This is a genomic window from Micromonospora sp. NPDC005252 (genome assembly GCF_042872475.1).
Taxonomy (GTDB): Bacteria; Actinomycetota; Actinomycetes; order Mycobacteriales; family Micromonosporaceae; genus Micromonospora.
On the sequence record NZ_JBIAKN010000001.1, the window covers coordinates 1,086,486 to 1,105,937 of the forward strand.

Here is a 19,452-nt window from a genome sequence, read left to right on the forward strand (position 1 = left end):
GATGGACAAGTTCACCACCCACACCGGCACCGCCGTGCCGCTGCGCCGGTCCAACGTGGACACGGATCAGATCATCCCGGCCGTGTACCTCAAGAGGGTGACCCGCACCGGCTTCGCCGACGGGCTGTTCAACGCCTGGCGGGAAGACCCGGCATTCGTACTCAACGATGAATCCTATTCCGGTGCGTCGATCCTCATCGCCGGTCCCGAGTTCGGCACCGGCTCCTCCCGGGAGCACGCCGTCTGGGCGCTACGGGACTGGGGCTTCCGCGCCGTGGTGGCCCCGCGCTTCGGTGACATCTTCCGGGGCAACGCACTCAAGGAGGGCCTGCTGCCGGTCGAGTTGGAATTGAAAGCCGTCGAGGAGTTGTGGGATCTCGTCGAGGCCGACCCGACCACTCCGGTGACCGTCGACCTGACCGCCCGACAGCTCCGGGCCGGGGACGCGACCTGGTCGTTCCCACTGGACGACTTCAGCCGGTGGCGGCTGTTGGAGGGCCTGGACGACATTGGACTCACCCTCCGGCACGCCGATGACATCGCCTCCTACGAGGCGTCTCGACTGCCGTTCCTGCCCTCGGTGGCATAGCCGTACGCCCACCCGCACATCGGATTTCGCCCCCACCGGTCCAACCGGTGGGGGCGAATCCGTTACGACACAAGGGCTTTTTTCCACCGAATGTTTGTGTCCAGGCAGCGCAGGGCATACGGTGCGCGCAGAATGGCTCGCGTCGAGTCAGTTGCACAATCGGGAGGAAGTCGTGAACAAGGCCGAGCTCATCGAGGCGCTCGCCGTTCGCCTGGGGGACCGGAAGACGGCGACGGCCGCGCTCGACGCGGTCCTCACTGAGGTCCAGGCAGCGGTCACCAAGGGCGAGAAGGTGGCGATCACCGGATTCGGAGCATTCGAAAAGCGTGTGCGTGGCGCACGAACAGCGCGCAACCCGCGTACCGGCGAGGCGGTGAAGGTCAAGAAGACGTCCGTCCCGACCTTCCGCCCCGGCGCCGGGTTCAAGGAGATGGTGGCCAGCGGCAAGGTGCCGAAGGCCACGGTGGCGGCGAAGAAGACCGCCGCCGCCACGGCCAAGACCGCCGGCGCCAAGGCGGCGGGCACCAAGGCCACCGCCACCAAGGCGGCCGGTAAGAAGACCGCCCCGGCCAAGGCGAGCAAGACCACCACCGCCGCCGCCACCAAGGCGGCCAGCAAGAAGACCGCCCCGGCCAAGGCGAGCAAGACCACCACGGCGACCAAGACGGCCGCCAGCAAGAAGACCGCCCCGGCGAAGAAGACCGCCGCGGCGACCAAGTCCGCCACGGCGAAGAAGACCACCGCGGCGGCGAGCAAGAGCACGGCGGCCAAGAAGGCGCCGGCGAAGAAGGCTCCGGCCAAGAAGGCGGCCAGCAAGCGCTGACCGACTGTCCGCCCAAAGGGCGTCCACCCTCGCGGTGGGCGCCCTTTGCGCGTGCCGGGCCGTTGACCCGGCCGGGCCGTACGCGCAGAATCGCCGTGCCGGCCCCCCTTTGCGGACCGGTCCGCCGACGAAATGGGGCGCCGGTGCGCTACCGCCAGCTCACCACCGGATCGCTCGCGCTGGGCGTCATTCTGCTCATCGACGTGCTGCGCGTCTGGCTGCCCGGCATCATCACCATCTTCGGGCAGGCCGCGTCCACCCCGGCCGAGTTGATGGGCGCGTTCGCGCTCGGCTGGTTCGTTCTGGCGATGGCCGCGCCGGCTCTGGTCCGGCGGGTGGGCGCCCGCCGGGTCACAGTCGTCGCCGCCGTGCTGCTCGCCGTGGCCCGGCTCGCGCTCACCAGCGCCCCCGGCGGCCGTCCGCAGCTCTGGTTGGCCACCGCCGGTCTGCTCGCCGGTCTGGTCTGGTTGGTGGGTGTCGCCGGCGGCACCGACCGTCCGGTGCCGGGACTGGCCCTGGGGCTGGCGGTCAACGCCGCCATCCACGCGCTGCTGGACACCTACGACCTCGTCTGGCGGGGCGGCTGGGTGGCCTGGCTGCTCAGCGCCGTCGCGGTGGTGCTGTTCCTGCTCGGCACGACGCTGCCCACCGCGCCGCCCGGCCCCGGTGGCGCCCGATCGTGGCTGCTGGCCGGGCCGGTGCTGCTGCTGGCCGGCATGGTGGCCCTCGCGCCGGCCCTGGCCCAGGCCGGGATGTCGTACCTGGTCGCGAGTGGCGACGTCGCTCGCTCACCGCTGTTCGGCCTGGCGCCGGTGCCGGTGGCGGTCGCCGGGTTCCTGCTGGCCGCGCTGGCGGGCCCGACCCGGGGGTGGGGCCGGCCGCTCGGGCCGGCGGCCCTGCTGGTGGGCGTGGTGCTCTTCGCCCTCGACAGTGGCGACCTGCTCGTCGCGGCCATCCTGCTCACCGCCGTCGGACTCGGCGCCTGCCTCGCCCTCACCGACGCTCCGGGTCGCGCCGACGCCGACGGCACCGCCCACGCCGCCGCCGACGCTGACGCTGACGGTGAGGGCGCGTCGGGCACGGACGACAGCCGCCGAACGGCGGCCCGCCGGGGGTACGCCGTCGCCGCCGGCATGCTGCTCTTCGTGCTGGGGGCGGTGGGTTACTACTCCGCCTACGACCTGGGCTACCCGAACGCGGTGGTGCCGGTGGTGGTGGCCGGGGTGGTCGCCGCCGTGGCCCTGGCCGCCCGTCCGTCCGGCCGCCGGCGTCCCGGCCCGCTTCCGCCGCTGCGGACCGCCGGCGGGGTCGCCGCGCTGGCTCTGCTCGCGCCGCTGCTCGCCGACGAGGTGGCGGTGGCGAGCAACCGGGAGGGTCCGCCGGAGCGGTTGACCGTGGTGGCGTACAACATCCGGATGGGCTTCGGGCTGGACGGCCGGTTCGACCTGGCCGGGCTGACCGCGGCGATCGACCGGCAGCGGCCCGACGTGGTGCTGCTCAGCGAGGTGGACCGGGGCTGGCTGCTCAACGGCGGCCACGACACGCTGGACCTGCTGTCCGACCGGCTCGGCATGCCGTACGTGTTCGGGCCGGCCGCCGACCCGGTCTGGGGTGACGCGGTGCTCAGCCGGTGGCCGGTCACCGACCCACGGTCCCGGCCGCTGCCGTCTCTCGGGGCGCCCACCGGAGCGCAGGCTCTCGCCGTCACCCTGGACCTCGGCGACGGTGTCCGTGCCGCCGTGGTGAGCACCCACCTGCAACCGCCACCCGACGCGGGCCCGGTGGCGCAGGCTCGCGCGGTGGCCGACTTCGCCACCGGGTACGCGGCCGGCCGGCCGCTCGTGGTGGCCGGCGACCTGAACACCGAGCCGGGCGACGAGGCTTTCGAGCAGTTCACCGCGGCCGGGCTGGTCGACGCGTTGGCGGTCGCCCGTCCGCTGGCGACTAGCCCGGCCGACGATCCACGCCAGCAGATCGACCACGTCTTCGTCTCGCCCGGCCTGACGGCGACGAATCCGGTCGCGCCGCGCGGCGAGGCCAGCGACCACCTGCCGGTGGCGGTGACCCTCACCCTGCCGTCCCGCTGACCCCGCGCCGGGATCGCCGATGCTGCGGTATCTGGCCAGCCGGACACCGCCACGTCGGCGACCTGAAGGGGGGATCAACCGCCGAAGCGCCGGGCGGGCCTCACAGGCGGTCGGCCGCGAGCAGCCGCTCGCCGCTGAAGGCCAGCAGCCAGCCGCCGCCCTTCGGGGTAATGAAGTCCTCGTCGGCGCGGCCGGTCAGCTGCTCCAACGCGCCCGGCAGCACCTTGCCCTGGCTGCACACCGCCACCTGCCCGCCGGCGCAGGCCAGCTCCAGCAGTTGGGCGGCGGTGGCCAGCACCCGCTCGTCCTGTTGCTGACCCGGCTGCGGCTCGTCCAGGTCGCCGCAGATCTCGATGGGCAGGTCGAGCAACGCGGCGGCCGGGTCCAGGGTCTGCACGCAGCGGCGCGGCGAGGCCGACAGGAGCCGGGCCGGGCGCACCAGGGCGATCAGAGGCGCCAGCGCGTACGCCTGGGCCCACCCCTCGCGATCGAGCGGGCGGGCGGTGTCCGGGCCGGTCGAGGTGGCCCGCTTGCCGGCGTGCCCGTGCCGGACCAGCGCGACGGTCGCGGTCACCGGCGGCAGCGCGGCGAACGCGGCCAGCACCTCGGCGTCGTGCGGATAGCTGACCAGGCGGATCGCGTCGTCCACGGCCAGCCACCGGATGTCGTCGACCTCGGTGCCCGGCTGGAACCCGCCCTCGGCGACCGCGAGCATCGACCAGTAGTCGACCAGCTTGGCCTGCCCCTCGCTGCGGTAGCGCACCGACGGCAGCCGCACCTGCGGTACGCCCCGCACGTCGGCCTCCTCGGCCACTTCCCGGACCGCCGCGACCAGTGGATGCTCGCCCGGTTCGAGCTTGCCCTTGGGCAGCGTCCAGTCCCCGTAGCGCGGGCGGTGCACGACGCAGACCCGTACGCCGTCGGCGGTCGGTCGCCAGCAGACCCCGCCGGCAGCGCGGATGCCCGTCACGGCAACCATCTGGTCCGCCGTCGCCGGGTGGCCCGGTGCCAGGCGGCGGGGAACCGGGCCCGCATCAGGCGGACCGTGTCGCGTTCCCGCTCGGCCAGCCGCCCGGCGGTGACCGCCAGCTCGTGGTCGGCCGGTCGGTCGGCGGCGAGGGCGAGCCAGGTCTCGGCGGCCACCGCGGCGTCCTGGTGTTCGCCGAGCACGTCCTGGACGCGGGCCAACGCGCGGGCCAGCCGCCGCGCGTCCTTGCCGACGGCCGGGACCACTGCGGTGACCGCGTAGCGGGCCTGCTTGCCCTCCTTGCGGACGGCGTGCCAGCGGTCGTCGGGGGCCAGCGGGTCGAGCCCGTCCACGCCGTCGGGGCCGGTGAGCTGCCGCCACGGGCGGGCCACCAGCTTCGGTAGCGTGCGCGCCGCCGGGGTGGCCGCCCGTCGGGTGAGCCGGGGCGCGCGGGCGGCCAGCACCAGCGCGTCCACCAGGGCCAGGTAACGCGGCGAGCGCAGCGCCTCGTCGATGGCGGCGAGCGCCTGCCGCTGCCGCTGCGCGAGCGCCTCGTCCAGTCGGTCCACCGCGCCCGTGTCGAGCGGGCTGAGCGGGTCGGCGGTCGCGGTGCGCCGCAGTCGGTCGCGGAGCACCTCGGCGTCGCGCGCCCCGCCGAGCACCCCGGCCAGCCAGCGCAGCTCGTCGCGCAGGGGCCGGGCCCAGCTGCGGCGCACGAGCGGCCGGAAGGTGCGCAGGTCGCTGCGCAGCCGTCGGCAGGCCACCCGCATCTGGTGTACGGCGCTGTCGCCGCCGTCGGTCGAGGTGCGCAGCCGCACCAGCGGGTCGTGCGCCAACAGCCGGCCCACCTCCTTGCGGACCGCCTCGGTGACCATGTCCCCGGCGGTCGGGTCGGCCGTCAGTCCGCCCGGCCCGACCAGGTCGGGTTCGGCCTGCGCCACCGCCCCCAGCGCCCGTACGTGCTTCGGGGTGAACGAGCCGGCCCGGGCCCCGGCCTCGCACAGCACCTCGCCGATTCGTTCCAGCAGCTTGCGGTCGCCGGCCTTGCGCTCCACCTCCACCTCGCGGAACGCGCCGGTGGTGGCGCCGGCGTCGTCGAGGACTGTCACCCGGTCGTCCACCACCTCGGCGAGCACCGTTCCGGCCCGGTCGCACACCTCGTGAGCGTGCCGGACGGTGCGTACCACAGTCACCGGCGCCAGCGACGCGCCCCGATGCAGGACGGTGACCAGCTCGACCAGCTCCGGCGGCGGCTGCCCGACCGGCCCGGGACGGGAGATCTCGTGCCGGACGCCGGGCGTGCCGGTGGGCAGCTTCACCGTCCACGGCAGCTCGTCACCCTTGCGGTGGCGCAGGGACGCCCCGGCGCGGGCCAGCCGCAGGTCGACCGTGTCGAGGTAGCGGGCGACGAGCGTCACCGGCGGCAGCGCCCGGACCCGGCCGCCGGCCGGAAACGTGGCGGACAGGCCCGGCAGCACGAAGGTGTCGTCCACCTCGTACTTCTGCTCCTCCTCGACCATCAGCTCAGCCTATGCCGCGAACGGTCAGCCGGCCGTGCCACCGACGCGGCGCAGCAGCAGATCCTGCAGGTGCACCCGGGCCGCGTCGTCACCGTCGGTACGCCGCGTCCAGGTGCCGTCGCCGGCCAGCTCGAACGCGTCCACGTCCGGGCTCATCGCGGCGGTCAGCACGTAGTCCAGCTCGGCGCGGGCGACCGGATCGCTCACCTGCACCAGCGCCTCCACCCGCCGGTCCAGGTTGCGGTGCATCAGGTCCGCCGAGCCCATCCAGAACTCGGCCTCGCCGTTGTTGCCGAAACGGAAGACCCGGGAGTGCTCCAGGAACCGGCCGAGGATCGAGCGCACCCGGATGTTGTCCGACAGCCCCGGCACCCCCGGACGCAGCGTGCACATGCCCCGGATGAGCAGGTCGACGTGCACGCCGGCCTGGGACGCCCGGTACAGCGCGTCGGTCACGCCCTCGTCGACCAGCGAGTTGACCTTGAACTGGACCAGGCCGGGCATGCCCAACCGGACGTGCGCGATCTCCCGTTCGATGCGTTCGATGAGGCCGCTGCGGATGCCCTGCGGGGCGACCAGCAGCCGCCGGTACGCGGTCTGCCGGCTGTAGCCGGTCAGCACGTTGAACAGGTCGGTGAGGTCCGCCCCGATCTCCGGGTCGGCGGTGAGCATGCCGAAGTCCTCGTACAGGCGGGCGGTCTTCGGGTGGTAGTTGCCGGTGCCGATGTGGCAGTACCGGCGGATCTGGTTGCCCTCCTGCCGGACCACCAGGGCGGTCTTGCAGTGCGTCTTGAGCCCCACCAGGCCGTACACCACGTGGCAGCCGGCTCGTTCCAGGGTGCGGGCCCAGCCGATGTTGGCCACCTCGTCGAAGCGGGCCTTCACCTCGACCAGGACCACCACCTGCTTGCCGGCGGCGGCCGCGTCGACGAGCGCGTCCACGATCGGCGAGTCACCGCTGGTGCGGTAGAGGGTCTGCTTGATGGCCAGCACGTTGGGGTCGGCGGCGGCCTGCTCGATGAAGCGCTGCACGCTGGTGGCGAACGAGTGGTACGGGTGGTGCACCAGGATGTCCCCGTCCCGCAGGGTGGAGAAGACGCTGCGCGGCACCTCGCCCTCGGCGAGCCGGGGATGCGTGGCCGGCACGAACGGCGGGTCCTTGAGATCGGGGCGGTCGGCCTCGCCGTACACCTGCCACAGCGCGGAAAGGTCCAGCAGGCCGGGCACCCGCAGCACGTCCTGGTCGTCCATGTCCAACTCGCGGACGAGCAGCTCCAGCATGTGGTCGGAGATCGACGCGGCGACCTCCAGGCGGACCGGCGGGCCGAACCGGCGGCGGGCCAGCTCCCGTTCGAGGGCCTGGAGCAGATCCTCGTCGCGGTCCTCGTCGACCTCCACCTCGGCGTTGCGGGTGACCCGGAACAGGTGGCACTCGACCACCTGCATGCCGCTGAACAGCTGACCCAGGTGCACCGAGATCAGGTCCTCCACCGGCAGCATCCGCACGCCCGGCTGGTCCCGGTCGACCCGTACGAAGCGCGGGACGTTGTTGGGCACCTTCACCCGCGCGAACAGCTCGGACCCGCCGTCCGGGTCCCGGACCGCCACCGCCAGGTTCAACGACCGCCCGGAGATGTACGGGAACGGGTGCGCCGGGTCCACCGCGAGCGGGGTGAGCACCGGGAAGATGTGCTCCCGGAAGTAGGTGCGCAGCCGCTCCCGCTCGGGGTCGCCCAGGTCACCCCAGCGCAGTATGCGGATGCCCTCCTCGGCCAGCCGGGGCAGGACGTCGTCGACGAAGCAGGCGGCGTGCCGGGCGACCAGCTCGGCGGTCCGTTCGGCGATCAGCTCCAGCTGCGTGCGCAGGGGCAGCCGGTCGCCGCCGCGCACCGGCAGGCCGGCGGAGAGCCGCCGCTTCAGGCCGGCGATCCGCACCATGTAGAACTCGTCGAGGTTGCTGGCGAAGATCGCCAGGAACTTGGCCCGCTCCAGCAGGGGGGTGCGCTGGTCCTCGGCGAGGGTGAGCACCCGCGCGTTGAAGTCGAGCCAGGACAGCTCCCGGTTGAGGAAGCGGTCCTCCGGCAGCGGGGGAGCAGCCGGTGGCTCGTCGTCCCCCGCACCGCCCGCGGAGAGGCCGGTGGCGAGGCCGCCGGAGGTGCCGGGCAGGGCCGCGCCGGTCGCCGGGCCGTCCGTCTCCGTGGGCGGCACGCCGGGTTCGATGACCTCGTCGAGCCCGGAGGACGCCGCGCCCGGGTCGTCGGCGAGCGTGTCGGCACGGGCGGCGCCGGCCCGTTCGGCCCGGGACGGGCGGAAACGGCCGTCGGTGCCGCGAACGCGGGCGCCGTTGCGGGGGTCGGTGGCGGGAGGGGTGACCGGATGCTCGCGAGGGGTGCTCACCCGCTCATAATCACCCGATTAGAGTTAACGCAAAATGAACTTGGCCCCGCCAGCTCAGTGCATCGTCGGCAATGTCACCCGGACGACCTCGCCGTCGGGATCGGTGTCGATGCGCACCCGCTGGCCGAGCCGGAGCAACCGCAGGCCGGAGGCGTCGAACGCCCGGGCGGGAAAACGCAGCTCGGTGCCGTCGTCGAGCAGTAGGACACCGCTGCGTGTCGCCGCGTCGTAACTGGCCACCGTGCCCTGCATGCTCGCACCGTACACCGGCCGGGTCAGCTTGTTCAGCGCGCCGGTCAGCCGGCGGCGAGCAGCGCTGCGGTGCGTGGGCCTAGCCCCAGCCGGGCGGCGGCGGCCAGGTCCTCGGCGGTGTCCACGTCCCGCCGCAGGCTGGGCCAGTCACCGGTCAGCGGCAGCGCCCCACTCGCCGCGTGCGCCGCCGCCGAGCCGACCCCGAACCGTGGGTCGAGGTCGACGCCCGACGGCGCGGCGAGCAGCACCGTCCCACCACCTGGGGCGTCCGCCACGAACCGGCGTACCCCTTCGGTGTCGTGCTGCGCCGCGCGCAGCGCGTCGGCCAGCTCGGCCGGGCGCAGCGCCGGCAGGTCGGCGGTCAGCCCGGCCACCCACCGCCCGGGGATCTGTGCCGCGCCGTGCCGGAAGGCGGCGTTCAGGCCGGCGTCCGGCAGGTCGGGCACCGTCCGCGCCCCGGCGGCCCGCGCCGCGGCCGCCACCCGGGTGTCGTCGGTCACCACCAGGGCCTCGGCGACCGCCGGGCAGGCCAGCACCGCGCGGAGCGTGTCGGCCGCCAGCGCCAGCGCCAGCTCCTCATGCGGTACGCCGGGCAGCGCGCCCCGCAGCCGGCTCTTGGCCGCGGTCAGACGCTTCACCGGCACCACCACGGCCCACCTCGGCTGACTCACGTCCGCAATCCTGCCAGCCGGACGACGGGACCCTCGCTGGCCGTACCGGGGGCGAGCAGGCATGATTTCCGCTGCGGGTGTCGCGGGTGGGGCTCGCGGCGGGTCGGGGCGCGACGAGGAGGCACAGTGGCACGGCGGAGGCTGGGGTTCTGGCAACGGTTCGCCGTGGGGCTGGTGAAGCCGGTGATGACCGTCTGGACCCGGCGGACCTGGCGCGGCCAGGAGCACCTCGCCGGGGACGGCGGAATGATCATCGTCGCCAACCACATCTCGCACGCCGACCCGTTGGTCTCCGCGCACTTCATCTACGACTCCGGGCGGTGGCCGCAGTACCTGGGCAAGGCCAGCGTGTTCCGGGTGCCGGTGATCGGCTGGATCCTGCACCGCTGTCTGCAGATCCCGGTCGAGCGCGGCAGCGTGGACGCGGTCCGCTCGCTGGACAAGTCGGTCGCCGCGCTCGACGAGGGTGGCGCGGTGGTGATCTACCCGGAGGGCACGACCACCCGACAGCCGGACCTGTGGCCGATGAAGGCCAAGACCGGCGCGGCCCGGCTGGCGCTGGCCACCGGCGCCCCGGTGGTGCCGCTGGTGATGTGGGGTCCGGAGCGGATCTTCGACCCGCGGACCAGCCGGCTGAACCCCCGCCCCCGGATCCCGGTGACCGTCGTGGCCGGCGAGCCGGTCGACCTGAGCCGCTGGGCGGGCGCCCCACCGACCCGGGAAACCCTCGAGGAGATGACGGACGCCATCATGCTGCGGCTGCGGGACATGCTCGTCGAGATCCGCGGTGGCACCCCGCCGCCACTGTGGGAACGGCCGGCCCGACCGTCCGTCGAGCGCCACCCCGGTGAAGCGGCATGAGCGGCCACGTCGCGGTGCTGGGCGCCGGCTCCTGGGGAACCGCCTTCGCGAAAATCCTGGCCGACGCGGGGCGGGACGTGACCGTGTGGGCCCGCCGCGCCCCGGTGGCCGAGAGCATCCGCGCCGAGCGTCGCAACCCGGAGTACCTGCCGGACCTGCTGCTGCCGGCCCGGGTCACCGCCACCACCGACGCCGCCGAGGCGATCAGCGGCGCCGAGGTGGTGGTGCTGGCAGTGCCCTCGCAGACCCTGCGCGGCAACCTCGCCGAGTGGGCCGGGCACCTGCACCCGGACGCCACTCTGGTGTCGCTGATGAAGGGCATCGAACTCGGCACCACCAAGCGGATGAGCGAGGTCATCGTCGAGACCGCCGGGGTGGCCGCCGATCGGGTGGTGGTGGTCTCCGGCCCGAACCTCGCCCCCGAGATCGCCGCCGAGCAGCCGGCCGCCACGGTGGTCGCCGGCACCAACGCCGACCGCGCCACGCTCGTGCAGTCGTCGATCCGGACGCCGTACCTGCGGCCGTACACCAACGACGACGTGATCGGCTGCGAGCTGGGCGGCGCGGTCAAGAACGTGATCGCGCTGTCGTACGGCATCGCCACCGCGATGGGCTTCGGCGACAACACCCGGGCCATGTTGATGACCCGAGGGCTGGCCGAGACGGCCCGCCTGGGTGTGGCCCTCGGGGCGGACCCGATCACCTTCGCCGGCCTGGCGGGCATGGGCGACCTCGTCGCGTCCTGCTCGTCCCCGCTGGCCCGCAACCGCACCTTCGGCGAGCACCTGGGCCGGGGCGAGACGCTGGAGCAGGCCCAGGCCGCGACCCGACAGACCGCCGAGGGCGTCAAGAGCTGCCTCGCGATCCGCGATCTGGCGCGGGCGCACGGGGTGGAGATGCCGATCACCGAGCAGGTCGAACGGATCTGTCACGAGGGGATGGACCCGCGGCTCGCCGTGGACACCCTGATGAGCCGGACCGCCAAGCCCGAGTCGTACGAGTGAGGAACCGATGAGCGAACTGGGAGACGGCACCCGCTGCGTGCGCGCCGGCCTGCCCGAGCCGGCGCCGGGTGATGCGTTCCTGCCGGGTCCGGTCTTCGCCGCGCCGTACCACCTCGACCCGTGGCAGGGCCAGGGCACGTCGCCGAACGGCTACGGCCGCCCCGACAACCCGACCCGGCGGCTGTTGGAGGCCGCCGTGGGCGAGTTGGAGGGCGGTGACTGCCGGGTCTTCGCCAGCGGTCAGGCTGCCATCACCGGGACGCTGCTCACCCTGCTGCGCCCGGGGGACACCGTGGTGCTGCCCTCCGACGGCTACTTCCCCGTCCGGGCGTTCGCCACCGCCGTGCTGGAGACGATCGGCGTACGGGTGCTCTTCGTGCCGACCGTGGGGCCGTACCCGTCCTTCGAAGGCGTCCGGCTGGTGCTGGTGGAGACCCCGGCCAACCCGGGTCTGGACGTGGTCGACGTGGCCGCCCTGGCGGAGCGGGCACATGCCGCCGGCGCCCTGCTCGCGGTCGACAACACCACCGCCACCCCGCTCGGGCAGCGCCCGCTGGACCTCGGCGCCGACCTGGTGGTGGCCTCCGGCACGAAGGCGCTCACCGGCCACTCCGACCTGCTGCTGGGCTACCTGGCCAGCCGGTCCGCCGAGGTGATCGAGGCGGTGACGCTCTGGCGTACCGGCACCGGTTCGATTCCGGGAGCGTTCGACGCCTGGTTGGCGCACCGGTCGCTGGCGACCCTCGACCTGCGGCTGGCCCGGCAGAGCGCGAACGCCGCAGCCGTCGCCGACCTGCTGGCGGGCCGGCCGGACGTGACCGGTCTGCGCTGGCCGGGGCTGCCGGACGATCCCGCGTACGCGGTGGCCTCGGCGCAGATGCGCCGGATGCCCGGGGTGCTCTCGTTCGACCTGGGCGACGCCGACCGGGTGGCCCGCTTCGTCGAGGCCGCCCGGCTGGTGGCGGCGGCCACCTCGTTCGGCGGTCTGCACACCACGGCGGACCGGCGGGCGCAGTGGGGGGACGACACCGCCCCCGGCTTCGTCCGGCTCTCCTGCGGTGTGGAGGACACACCCGACCTGGTGGCCGACATCGCCGCCGCCCTGGACGCCGCCGGGCCGGTCTGAGCTTCGTGGCAGAGCCGTCCTTCACCGACCGCACCACCCTCGTCGGCCGGCTGCGCGCCGCCGGTTGCGTCTACGCCGAGGACGAGGCGGAGCTGCTGCTGGCCGCCGCAGACTCCCCGGCGACGCTGGCCGACCTGACCGCCCGGCGCGTCGCCGGCGAGCCGCTGGAGTACCTTCTCGGCTGGGCCGAGTTCTGCGGTCTGCGGATCGCCGTCGACGCGGGCGTCTTCGTGCCGCGCGGTCGGACGGCCCTGCTGGTCGAGGCCGCCGTCGAGCTGACCGGCCCGGCGCCGGCCGTGGTCGACCTCTGCTGCGGCTCCGGGGCCACCACTGTCGCGCTGGCCCGCCGGCTCGCGCCGCGCTGGCTGGCCGCCGCCGACATCGACCCGGCCGCCGTGGCCTGCGCCCGCCGCAACCTCGCCGGGCTACCCGCCGAGGTGTACGAGGGTGACCTGTTCGCTCCGCTGCCGGCGCACTGGCGGGGGCGGCTCGACCTGGTGGTGGCCAACGCCCCGTACGTGCCGACCGAGGCGGTGGCGCTGATGCCGCCGGAGGCGCGGCTGCACGAGGCGCCGGTTGCGCTCGACGGCGGGCCGGACGGGCTCACCGTGCTGCGCCGGGTGGGCGTCGACGCGGCGCACTGGCTGGTGCCCGGTGGGCACCTGGTGGTCGAGGCTGGCGAGACGCAGACCGACGCGCTGTGCGCGGCGTTCCACGCAGCCGGACTGTCGCCGACCGTACGACACGACGAGGACCTGGACGCCACAGCGGTAATCGCCCGCCGCCCAGGCTGATCCGCCCCCCCATCAGCGCTGCGGCGGAGATGCCTGGTCGACCGACCCACTTGTTCGCGTCCTTTGCTCTGCTTCAACCGGCGCAACACTCGCGGCCGATTTGTGTTGCGCGGAGTGAAGCAGAGCAAAGGACGCGCGACAGCAGTCCGGGGCACCGGGGACAGCAACTCAGGATGTCACCGGAGCTCGGCTGACACCCCAACCCAGTTTCGGTGGGCGGGCGTGGCGGGGGAGCGGGGTTGGCACTAGCCTCGGCTCACACTCATGAGGGCGGGAGGCGGTTGCGGTGGGCAGCGCAGGTGTGCCGGTGGTCGTCGGCCTGGACAACGGCGGCACCAGCAACAACGCCACAGTCCTGACGGTGGACGGCCGATTCCTGGTGGACGGGCTGCTGGAGATCCCGAGCGAGGTGCGCGACGGGCCGGACGCGGCGATCGAAGCGCTGGCCCGGGCGCTGGACGGGGCTCTGGCGCAGACCGGCGTCCCTCGTGACCTGGTTCGGGCGGTCGGCTTGGACACGCCCGGCCCGGCCAGCGCCACCGGCGTCATCTCGTCGCGCGGCTCGACCAACTTCTCCCAGCCGGCCTGGCGTGGTTTCGACGTGCGGGGCGCGTTGGAGCGGCGGCTCGGCCTGCCGGTGATCTACCACAACGACGGCAACGCCGCCGCACTCTACGCCCACCACGTGTACTTCGGCGACGAGGCGATGGCGCGATCGTCGGTCTCGGCAATCGTCGGCACGGGCCTCGGCGGCGGGGTGGTGGAGAGCGGCAAGGTGATCGCCGGCGCCGCCGGCATGGCCGGCGAGCTGGGTCACGTGCACATCCCGCTGAACGGGCTGCTCGGCCCGGGGCAGCCGGAGCCCACCTGCGCCTGCGGCTTCACCGGCGACGTCGAGAGCGTCGCCTCGCTGACCGGCATCGAGCGCAACCTGCTGCCGTACTGGCTGACCCGCCACCCCGACCACCCGCTGGCCGCCGAGCCGGCGGCGCGGGCGGCGAAGCTCGTGCGCGGCTACGGCGAGCGGGGTGACGCGCTGGCCCGGGACCTCTTCACCCAGCAGGCGATGGCGCTGGGCCGCCTGTTCACCGTGGCGGCCAATTTCACCGATCCCCACGCGTACTTCGTGGGGGGCGGGGTGGTGGAGGCGGCGCCGGAGTTCCGCGACTGGTTCCTGGCGACGGTCCGCGAGCACACCGTCCTCCGGGAGGAGCAGGCCGCGGTGGCCACCTTCGCGCTGGTTCCGGACCGCGACATGGCCGGTGCCAGGGGTGTGGCGATCGCCGCCCTGGAGGCGCTGCGCGCCGTGCCGGAGCCGCGCCCGCTGGTCGCCTGAGTTCTCTCCCGCTCGTCGGCCGTGCCCGCCTGCCGGAGCGTCCCCTTCCCCGCCCGCGCCCCGCTGACCGGCGGTGACAGCCCGGTCAGCGGGGCGCGGGGGCGGGGTGGTCGCGCTCCGGTCAGCGGCGCGGCGGGGCCTGGGCGAAGGCGGCCCAGGCCGCCGGGGGGAACAGCAGGGCCGGACCGGCCGGGTCCTTGGAGTCGCGGACGGCCACCAGCTGGGGGATCGTGGCCACCTCCACGCAGGCGCCCTCATCGCCGCTGCGGCTGCTCTTGCGCCACGCCGCCGTGGCCAACGCCGCTGTGATCGTCGGTGTCATCGGTCCTACCGTCCCTTCAGGACTGACAGGAGCATCGCCCGGCTGTCCGCCGGGCTGAGCGCCACGCTGCGCAGATGCTCCATGATCTTGGTGCAGGTACGCGTCTCGCCCGCGCGGTCGAGGATCATCTGACCGGCGACCGTCTCCACCGACGCGATGATGGGGTCCTCCGGGTCGGCGAACTCCAGGATGTGCAGCGAGCCCCGGGTGCCCCGGTGGTAACCGGCGGAGAGCGGGATCACCTGGACGGTGATGTTCGGCAGTTCGGCCATCTTGACGAGGTGCCGTAGCTGGCCGTTCATCACCGACTGGTCACCGACCGGGCGCAGCAGCGCGCCCTCGTCGATGATCGCGTCGAGGATGGGTGGGGTGTCGGCGGTGAGCCGCACCTGGCGGTCGAGTCGGACCTTGACCCGCTGCTCCACCAGCTCGTCGCCGAGGGTGTGCGGGCCGCCGCGCATCACGCCGCGGATGTAGTCCGCGGTCTGCAGCAGGCCGGGCACCACCGAGGGCTCGAAGTTGGCGATGGCGGTGGCCTCCGCCTCCAGGGCGATGAAGTCGATGGTGCGTGGGTCGAGCAGGTACGAGTACGACACCCACCAGCCCGGCTTGCGGGCGTCCTTGGCGAGCTGCACCGCGGCGGCCACCTCCTCGGAACCCACTCCGTACGAGGTGAGCAGGGCGCGCACGGTGGCCGGGTTGATCAGCGTCTGGGCGTTCTCGTAGCGGGAGAGGGTGCTGCGGGTGCTGTTGATCTCATCCGCGGCGGTCTCCAGCGTCAGCCCGGCGGCTTCCCGGTATTGACGCAGGGCGATGCCGAGTCGGCGGGCGCGGGCGGTCTTCGGGGCCATGCATCGATGGTCGCACACATTTATGGGAACGGGTACATGAGAGAAGGTGGATGAGAGTTGCATTCATGGCTGTAGACGTGTCAATCTGTCATCGCGTCCTCACCGCCGGTTGTCGTGGCGACGGTGGTGGTGAGCGACCGGAGGGGATAGGGCGCGCGGCGATCGGGTTTCTCCCCCGTACCCGATCGTCGCGTGCCGTCCGTTGCAGCCCGCCGGAAGGAGACGACGTGCATACCGGTTCGAAGTCTCTCGCCCCGCAGCGCGAGGGTCGGCGATGACCCGCTTTCTGGTCGTTCTCACCGACGTGCGTCCCGTCGAGGGCATCGACCGCAACGAACGCGTCGCTCCCGAACGCCGCCGCCAGGTGGTCGGCGCCAGCAGCAGGGAGGCCGCCGACCGGATCGCCGGAGCCTTCATGGCGCTGGGCATGGTGCGGGCCGGGCGGCAGCGGGTCAAGGTGATCGCGGTCGGCCGCCGGCACGCCGGGGACTGACCGGCCTCGAACATTCCGTCACGCACCGTATATGCTCTGTTGACCGATTGCCGTGTCGCTTCGGGGCTCGCCGGGTATCGCCGCGCCTGATCGCCACGCACAGTAAGGTCAACCGGGTGAGCGCCACCGGCGAGCACGACCAGCCGCAGTCGCGTACGAAGAGGTGACCGGAGTGACCACCCCAGGCAAGACCCGCGTGGCGATCGTCTTCGGCGGCCGCAGCCCGGAACACGGCATCTCCTGCGTCAGCGCCGGCAGCGTGTTCGCCGCACTCGACCCGGACGAGTACGAGGTGGTGCCGGTGGGCATCACCCGCGCCGGCCAGTGGGTGCTGACCAGCGGGGACCCCGCCCAGCTCGCCATCAACGCCCGCCAGCTCCCGGAGATCACCGCCGAGTCCGGCGAGGACATCGTGCTGCGCGCCGACCCGACCGGGAACGGGCTGATGGTGCTCGACCCGACCGAGGGCCCCCGGGCGCTGGCCGACGTGGACGTGGTCTTCCCGGTCCTGCACGGCACGTACGGCGAGGACGGCACCATCCAGGGCATGCTGGAGATGGCCGGCATCCCCTACGTGGGGGCGAACGTGTTCGCCTCCGCCGCCGCCATGGACAAGGAGTTCACCAAGAAGCTCTGCGCGGTCGAGGGCATCCCGGTCGGCGCGTACGCGGTGCTGCGCAACGGGATGACGCTGAGCGAGCAGGACAAGGAGCGGCTCGGCCTGCCGGTCTTCGTCAAGCCGTCCCGCGCCGGCTCGTCGTTCGGCATCACCCGCGTCACCGACTGGGCCGAGCTGGACACGGCGGTCGCCACCGCCCGGCAGTTCGACCCGAAGGTCATCATCGAGGCCGCGATCGTCGGCCGCGAGATCGAGTGCGGCGTGCTGGAGGGCGAGGCAGGCGGGGCCCCCGAGGCGTCCGTGCTGGCCGAGGTGCGGGTCGTCGCCGACCACGACTTCTACGACTTCGAGGCCAAGTACCTCGACGACTCCTGCGAGTACGACATCCCGGCCGGCCTGCCGGACCGGGTGACCCGCCAGGTGCAGGAGTACGCCGTCCGCGCGTTCTCCGCGCTGGACTGCGCCGGCCTGGCCCGGGCCGACTTCTTCGTCACCCCCGAGCTGGACGTCTACCTCAACGAGATCAACACGATGCCCGGGTTCACCCCGACGTCGATGTTCCCCCGGATGTGGGCTGCCTCCGGCCTGGAGTACCCCAAGCTGGTCAACCGGCTGATCCGTACCGCCCAGCGGCGCGGCGTCGGCCTGCACTGAGCAGCCGGCCCCGACGCGCGGCCCGCCGTACGGGCCGCGCGTCAGCGGATCAGCGCTGGCAGCCGGCGGGGATGGCGCCGCCCGAGGGCACCGACGCCACGATCGCGCTGGAGATCGGCGAAACCCACTGCAGCGGCTGCTCGTACGAGCGTGGGATGCGAACGGTGACCGGCGTCTCCCGGTCGACAGTGGTGAGCACGGTCACGTCGGTCTCCTCGACGGGGTGCCAGCAGACCCGGTTGACCGTCCAGACCTCGTCGGTGGCCGGGACGGTCGGCTCGGCGCCCCCGCAGGCCACGGTGAGCGCGGGGTCGCCGTACGCAGCGTTCTGCTCCGGGCCCGCCGTGACCGGGCGCTGGGCCAGGTCACGGATGGTCTGCGGCAGCTGGGAGAGCAGCGCGCGGCAGACCGTGGCCGGACGCTCGGCCAGCGCCGGGGCGGCCATCTCGACCGGAGCGGTGGACTGCGCCCGTGCGGTGCTCGCCGAGGGGCTCGGCGCGGCGGCGGGCGTGTCCGGGGCGAGCTTGGCGAAGGCCAGCACGGCCACCAGCAGCGTGATCGGCAGCGCGATCAACGTGGCCAGCAGGGCGGCGCCCCGGATGGTCCGGTCCCGGCCGGCCGGCGCGTCGGCGCCCGGGTCGGCGCTGTCGCGGATACCGTCAGCCGGCTCGGGCGTCCCGTCGACCGGCTCACGCGTCCCGTCAGCCGGCTCGTGCTTCCCGTCGTCGTCCAGAGCAGCCGAGGAGGTCGTCATCTCGTCCACTTACAGCCGCACCACCGAACACGTGAGGGTGCGCGTGATGCCGGGCACCATCTGCACCTTGCTGACGATGAGTTTGCCGAGCTCGTCGACGGTGTTCGCCTCGGTGAGGACGACCACGTCGTACGGCCCGGTGACGGCGTCGACGCGTACCACGCCGGCGATGTCCGCGATGAGACCCGCCACGTCACGTGCGCGGCCGACCTCGGTCTGGATGAGGATGTACGCCTGTACCACGACTCGACCTCCGTCCGTCGCCGCCCGGGAGCGGCCCGAAGGGTGAAACTACCTTACGGACCAGGTCTGATCCCTATCGGTGGTCAAGGAGCAGCGGTGAGCGAGCGCGGCGGTGCCGGGCAGTACGGGCCGAACGCCGGCGGTGGCGCCAGCGTGGCCGGGATCGGCGAGTTCGGGCTGATCGGGCGGATCACCGCCCGGTTGGCGATGGGCCCGACGACCCTGCTCGGCCCGGGTGACGACGCGGCGGTGGTGGCCGCGCCGGACGGCCGGGTGGTCGCCTGCACGGACGTGCTTGTCGACGGGCGGCACTTCCGGCGGGACTGGTGCTCGGCGCGCGACGTCGGTCACCGGGCCGCGGCGGCCAACCTGGCCGACGTCGTGGCGATGGGCGCCACCCCGACCGCCCTGCTGGTCGCCCTCTGCATGCCCGCCGACCTGGAGACGAGCTGGGCGGAGGGCCTGGCCGACGGGTTGGCCGCGGAGGCCGCCACGGTCGGCGCGAGCGTGGTCGGCGGGGACATGTCGGCGAGCCCCACCCTGACCATCGCGGTCACCGCGCTGGGTGACCTCGGCGGCCGGGCGCCCGTGGTGCGCTCCGGCGCCCGCCCCGGGGACGTGCTGGCCCTGGCCGGCCGCATCGGGTACGCGGCGGCCGGGCTGACCGTGCTCACCCGGGGCTTCCGCACCCCCCGACTGCTGGTCGAGGCGTACCGACGGCCGCAGGTCGCCTACCCGGCCGGGCCGCAGGCCGCCCAGCTCGGCGCGACCTCGATGATCGACGTCTCGGACGGGCTCCTCGCCGATCTCGGGCACGTGGCGCAGGCCAGCGGTGTGGCGATCGACGTGCGCCGCGACGCGTTCGAGGTGCCCCGGCAGATGGCCGACGCCGCGCGGGCGCTCGGCGTCGACCCGTACACCTGGATTCTGGCCGGTGGCGAGGACCACGCGCTGGCCGCGACCTTCCCCGCGACGGTGGCGTTGCCGCCGGAGTGGCGGCCCATCGGCCTGGTCACGGAGGGTGCCGGAGTGACGGTCGACGGCGGCGCCTACGACGGGCCTCGGGGCTGGGACCACTTCCGGTGACGC

Annotated in this window: 20 protein-coding genes; 11 read left to right on the forward strand and 9 right to left on the reverse strand. The window is 73.6% G+C overall.

The genetic code is table 11. The annotated features are described in order from the left end of the window. Position 1: 1 nt before the first annotated feature. From leuD to ACFYPH_RS05285, 3 genes are all read left to right on the forward strand, one after another. Positions 2–589 carry a 3-isopropylmalate dehydratase small subunit gene (leuD, locus tag ACFYPH_RS05275; protein ID WP_354860107.1) on the forward strand — a complete coding sequence of 196 codons (588 nt, stop codon included), beginning with the start codon at positions 2–4 and terminating at the stop codon, positions 587–589. A 172-nt stretch (positions 590–761) separates the two neighbouring features. Then, a complete protein-coding gene (locus tag ACFYPH_RS05280; protein WP_354860105.1) occupies positions 762–1,412 on the forward strand; it encodes an HU family DNA-binding protein in 651 nt (216 codons plus the stop codon). A 143-nt stretch (positions 1,413–1,555) separates the two neighbouring features. Beyond that, entirely contained in the window at positions 1,556–3,499 is a 1,944-nt protein-coding gene (locus ACFYPH_RS05285) for an endonuclease/exonuclease/phosphatase family protein (protein WP_387179139.1), read from the forward strand. 100 nt (positions 3,500–3,599) lie between these two features. Here the strand turns inward: ACFYPH_RS05285 and ACFYPH_RS05290 are convergent, their stop codons facing one another. Genes ACFYPH_RS05290 through cofC form a run of 5 tightly spaced genes read right to left on the reverse strand, consistent with a single transcriptional unit; the run spans position 3,600 to position 9,306 of the window. After that, on the reverse strand, positions 3,600–4,478 hold the full coding sequence (locus tag ACFYPH_RS05290) for an NUDIX domain-containing protein (RefSeq protein WP_387179142.1): 879 nt from the start codon (positions 4,476–4,478) through the stop codon (positions 3,600–3,602). After that, positions 4,466–5,986: a CHAD domain-containing protein gene (locus ACFYPH_RS05295; RefSeq protein ID WP_387179145.1), complete on the reverse strand. Its 1,521-nt coding sequence runs from the start codon at positions 5,984–5,986 to the stop codon at positions 4,466–4,468. Before ACFYPH_RS05295 ends, ACFYPH_RS05290 begins: the two co-directional genes overlap by 13 nt. A 24-nt stretch (positions 5,987–6,010) precedes the next feature. Continuing rightward, positions 6,011–8,383 carry an RNA degradosome polyphosphate kinase gene (locus tag ACFYPH_RS05300; protein WP_354860099.1) on the reverse strand — a complete coding sequence of 791 codons (2,373 nt, stop codon included), beginning with the start codon at positions 8,381–8,383 and terminating at the stop codon, positions 6,011–6,013. Positions 8,384–8,437: 54 nt separating this feature from the next. Next, positions 8,438–8,635 (reverse strand): cold-shock protein, encoded by a 198-nt coding sequence (locus ACFYPH_RS05305; RefSeq protein ID WP_354860096.1) that lies wholly within the window; start codon positions 8,633–8,635, stop codon positions 8,438–8,440. A 44-nt stretch (positions 8,636–8,679) separates the two neighbouring features. Then, positions 8,680–9,306 (reverse strand): 2-phospho-L-lactate guanylyltransferase, encoded by a 627-nt coding sequence (cofC, locus tag ACFYPH_RS05310; RefSeq protein WP_354860093.1) that lies wholly within the window; start codon positions 9,304–9,306, stop codon positions 8,680–8,682. A 126-nt stretch (positions 9,307–9,432) separates the two neighbouring features. Between cofC and ACFYPH_RS05315 the strand changes: the two genes are divergently transcribed. From ACFYPH_RS05315 to ACFYPH_RS05335, 5 genes are all read left to right on the forward strand, one after another. After that, the gene (locus tag ACFYPH_RS05315; protein ID WP_387179149.1) at positions 9,433–10,167 is read left to right on the forward strand and encodes a lysophospholipid acyltransferase family protein; all 735 of its coding nucleotides are present in this window, start codon (positions 9,433–9,435) and stop codon (positions 10,165–10,167) included. Continuing rightward, positions 10,164–11,171 carry an NAD(P)H-dependent glycerol-3-phosphate dehydrogenase gene (locus tag ACFYPH_RS05320; RefSeq protein ID WP_354860089.1) on the forward strand — a complete coding sequence of 336 codons (1,008 nt, stop codon included), beginning with the start codon at positions 10,164–10,166 and terminating at the stop codon, positions 11,169–11,171. The genes ACFYPH_RS05315 and ACFYPH_RS05320 overlap by 4 nt, the downstream gene beginning before the upstream one ends. 7 nt (positions 11,172–11,178) lie before the next feature. Then, the gene (locus ACFYPH_RS05325) at positions 11,179–12,297 is read left to right on the forward strand and encodes a cystathionine gamma-lyase (RefSeq protein WP_387179153.1); all 1,119 of its coding nucleotides are present in this window, start codon (positions 11,179–11,181) and stop codon (positions 12,295–12,297) included. Positions 12,298–12,302: 5 nt separating this feature from the next. Then, on the forward strand, positions 12,303–13,091 hold the full coding sequence (locus ACFYPH_RS05330; RefSeq protein WP_355133328.1) for a putative protein N(5)-glutamine methyltransferase: 789 nt from the start codon (positions 12,303–12,305) through the stop codon (positions 13,089–13,091). Positions 13,092–13,377: 286 nt separating this feature from the next. Beyond that, positions 13,378–14,427, forward strand: a complete 1,050-nt coding sequence (locus tag ACFYPH_RS05335; protein WP_355066987.1) for an ROK family protein — start codon at positions 13,378–13,380, stop codon at positions 14,425–14,427. A 121-nt stretch (positions 14,428–14,548) separates the two neighbouring features. Here the strand turns inward: ACFYPH_RS05335 and ACFYPH_RS05340 are convergent, their stop codons facing one another. Both ACFYPH_RS05340 and ACFYPH_RS05345 read right to left on the reverse strand, forming a co-directional pair. Next, the gene (locus ACFYPH_RS05340; protein ID WP_387179156.1) at positions 14,549–14,749 is read right to left on the reverse strand and encodes a DUF397 domain-containing protein; all 201 of its coding nucleotides are present in this window, start codon (positions 14,747–14,749) and stop codon (positions 14,549–14,551) included. A 5-nt stretch (positions 14,750–14,754) separates the two neighbouring features. Continuing rightward, positions 14,755–15,600, reverse strand: a complete 846-nt coding sequence (locus ACFYPH_RS05345; protein WP_354860077.1) for a helix-turn-helix transcriptional regulator — start codon at positions 15,598–15,600, stop codon at positions 14,755–14,757. Between the two features lie 274 nt (positions 15,601–15,874). On the opposite strand from ACFYPH_RS05345, the gene ACFYPH_RS05350 reads away from it, so the two are divergent. Together ACFYPH_RS05350 and ACFYPH_RS05355 are read left to right on the forward strand one after the other, a co-directional pair. Continuing rightward, positions 15,875–16,093, forward strand: coding sequence for a hypothetical protein (locus ACFYPH_RS05350; RefSeq protein ID WP_354860075.1), 219 nt, complete (start codon positions 15,875–15,877; stop codon positions 16,091–16,093). A gap of 172 nt (positions 16,094–16,265) precedes the next feature. Next, a complete protein-coding gene (locus ACFYPH_RS05355) occupies positions 16,266–17,366 on the forward strand; it encodes a D-alanine--D-alanine ligase family protein (RefSeq protein WP_354860072.1) in 1,101 nt (366 codons plus the stop codon). A gap of 49 nt (positions 17,367–17,415) precedes the next feature. Here the strand turns inward: ACFYPH_RS05355 and ACFYPH_RS05360 are convergent, their stop codons facing one another. Both ACFYPH_RS05360 and ACFYPH_RS05365 read right to left on the reverse strand, forming a co-directional pair. Then, complete coding sequence (locus ACFYPH_RS05360; RefSeq protein ID WP_354860070.1) at positions 17,416–18,129, reverse strand: DUF3515 family protein; 714 nt, start codon at positions 18,127–18,129, stop codon at positions 17,416–17,418. Continuing rightward, entirely contained in the window at positions 18,130–18,363 is a 234-nt protein-coding gene (locus ACFYPH_RS05365) for an Lrp/AsnC ligand binding domain-containing protein (protein WP_007456453.1), read from the reverse strand. Between the two features lie 153 nt (positions 18,364–18,516). Here ACFYPH_RS05365 and ACFYPH_RS05370 point away from each other — a divergent pair, with 153 nt between their 5' ends. Continuing rightward, entirely contained in the window at positions 18,517–19,449 is a 933-nt protein-coding gene (locus ACFYPH_RS05370; RefSeq protein WP_387179371.1) for a thiamine-phosphate kinase, read from the forward strand. The last annotated feature ends 3 nt before the right edge of the window (positions 19,450–19,452 follow it).

Bases quoted from the DNA above. Each gene is read 5' to 3' on its own strand.
- leuD (WP_354860107.1), top strand. From the start codon at position 2: ATGGACAAGTTCACCACCCACACCGGCACCGCCGTGCCGCTGCGCCGG.
- ACFYPH_RS05295 (WP_387179145.1), bottom strand. From the start codon at position 5,986: ATGGTCGAGGAGGAGCAGAAGTACGAGGTGGACGACACCTTCGTGCTG.
- ACFYPH_RS05325 (WP_387179153.1), top strand. From the start codon at position 11,179: ATGAGCGAACTGGGAGACGGCACCCGCTGCGTGCGCGCCGGCCTGCCC.
- ACFYPH_RS05345 (WP_354860077.1), bottom strand. From the start codon at position 15,600: ATGGCCCCGAAGACCGCCCGCGCCCGCCGACTCGGCATCGCCCTGCGT.
- ACFYPH_RS05290 (WP_387179142.1), bottom strand. From the start codon at position 4,478: ATGGTTGCCGTGACGGGCATCCGCGCTGCCGGCGGGGTCTGCTGGCGA.
- ACFYPH_RS05320 (WP_354860089.1), top strand. From the start codon at position 10,164: ATGAGCGGCCACGTCGCGGTGCTGGGCGCCGGCTCCTGGGGAACCGCC.
- ACFYPH_RS05340 (WP_387179156.1), bottom strand. From the start codon at position 14,749: ATGACACCGACGATCACAGCGGCGTTGGCCACGGCGGCGTGGCGCAAG.
- ACFYPH_RS05305 (WP_354860096.1), bottom strand. From the start codon at position 8,635: ATGCAGGGCACGGTGGCCAGTTACGACGCGGCGACACGCAGCGGTGTC.
- ACFYPH_RS05350 (WP_354860075.1), top strand. From the start codon at position 15,875: ATGACCCGCTTTCTGGTCGTTCTCACCGACGTGCGTCCCGTCGAGGGC.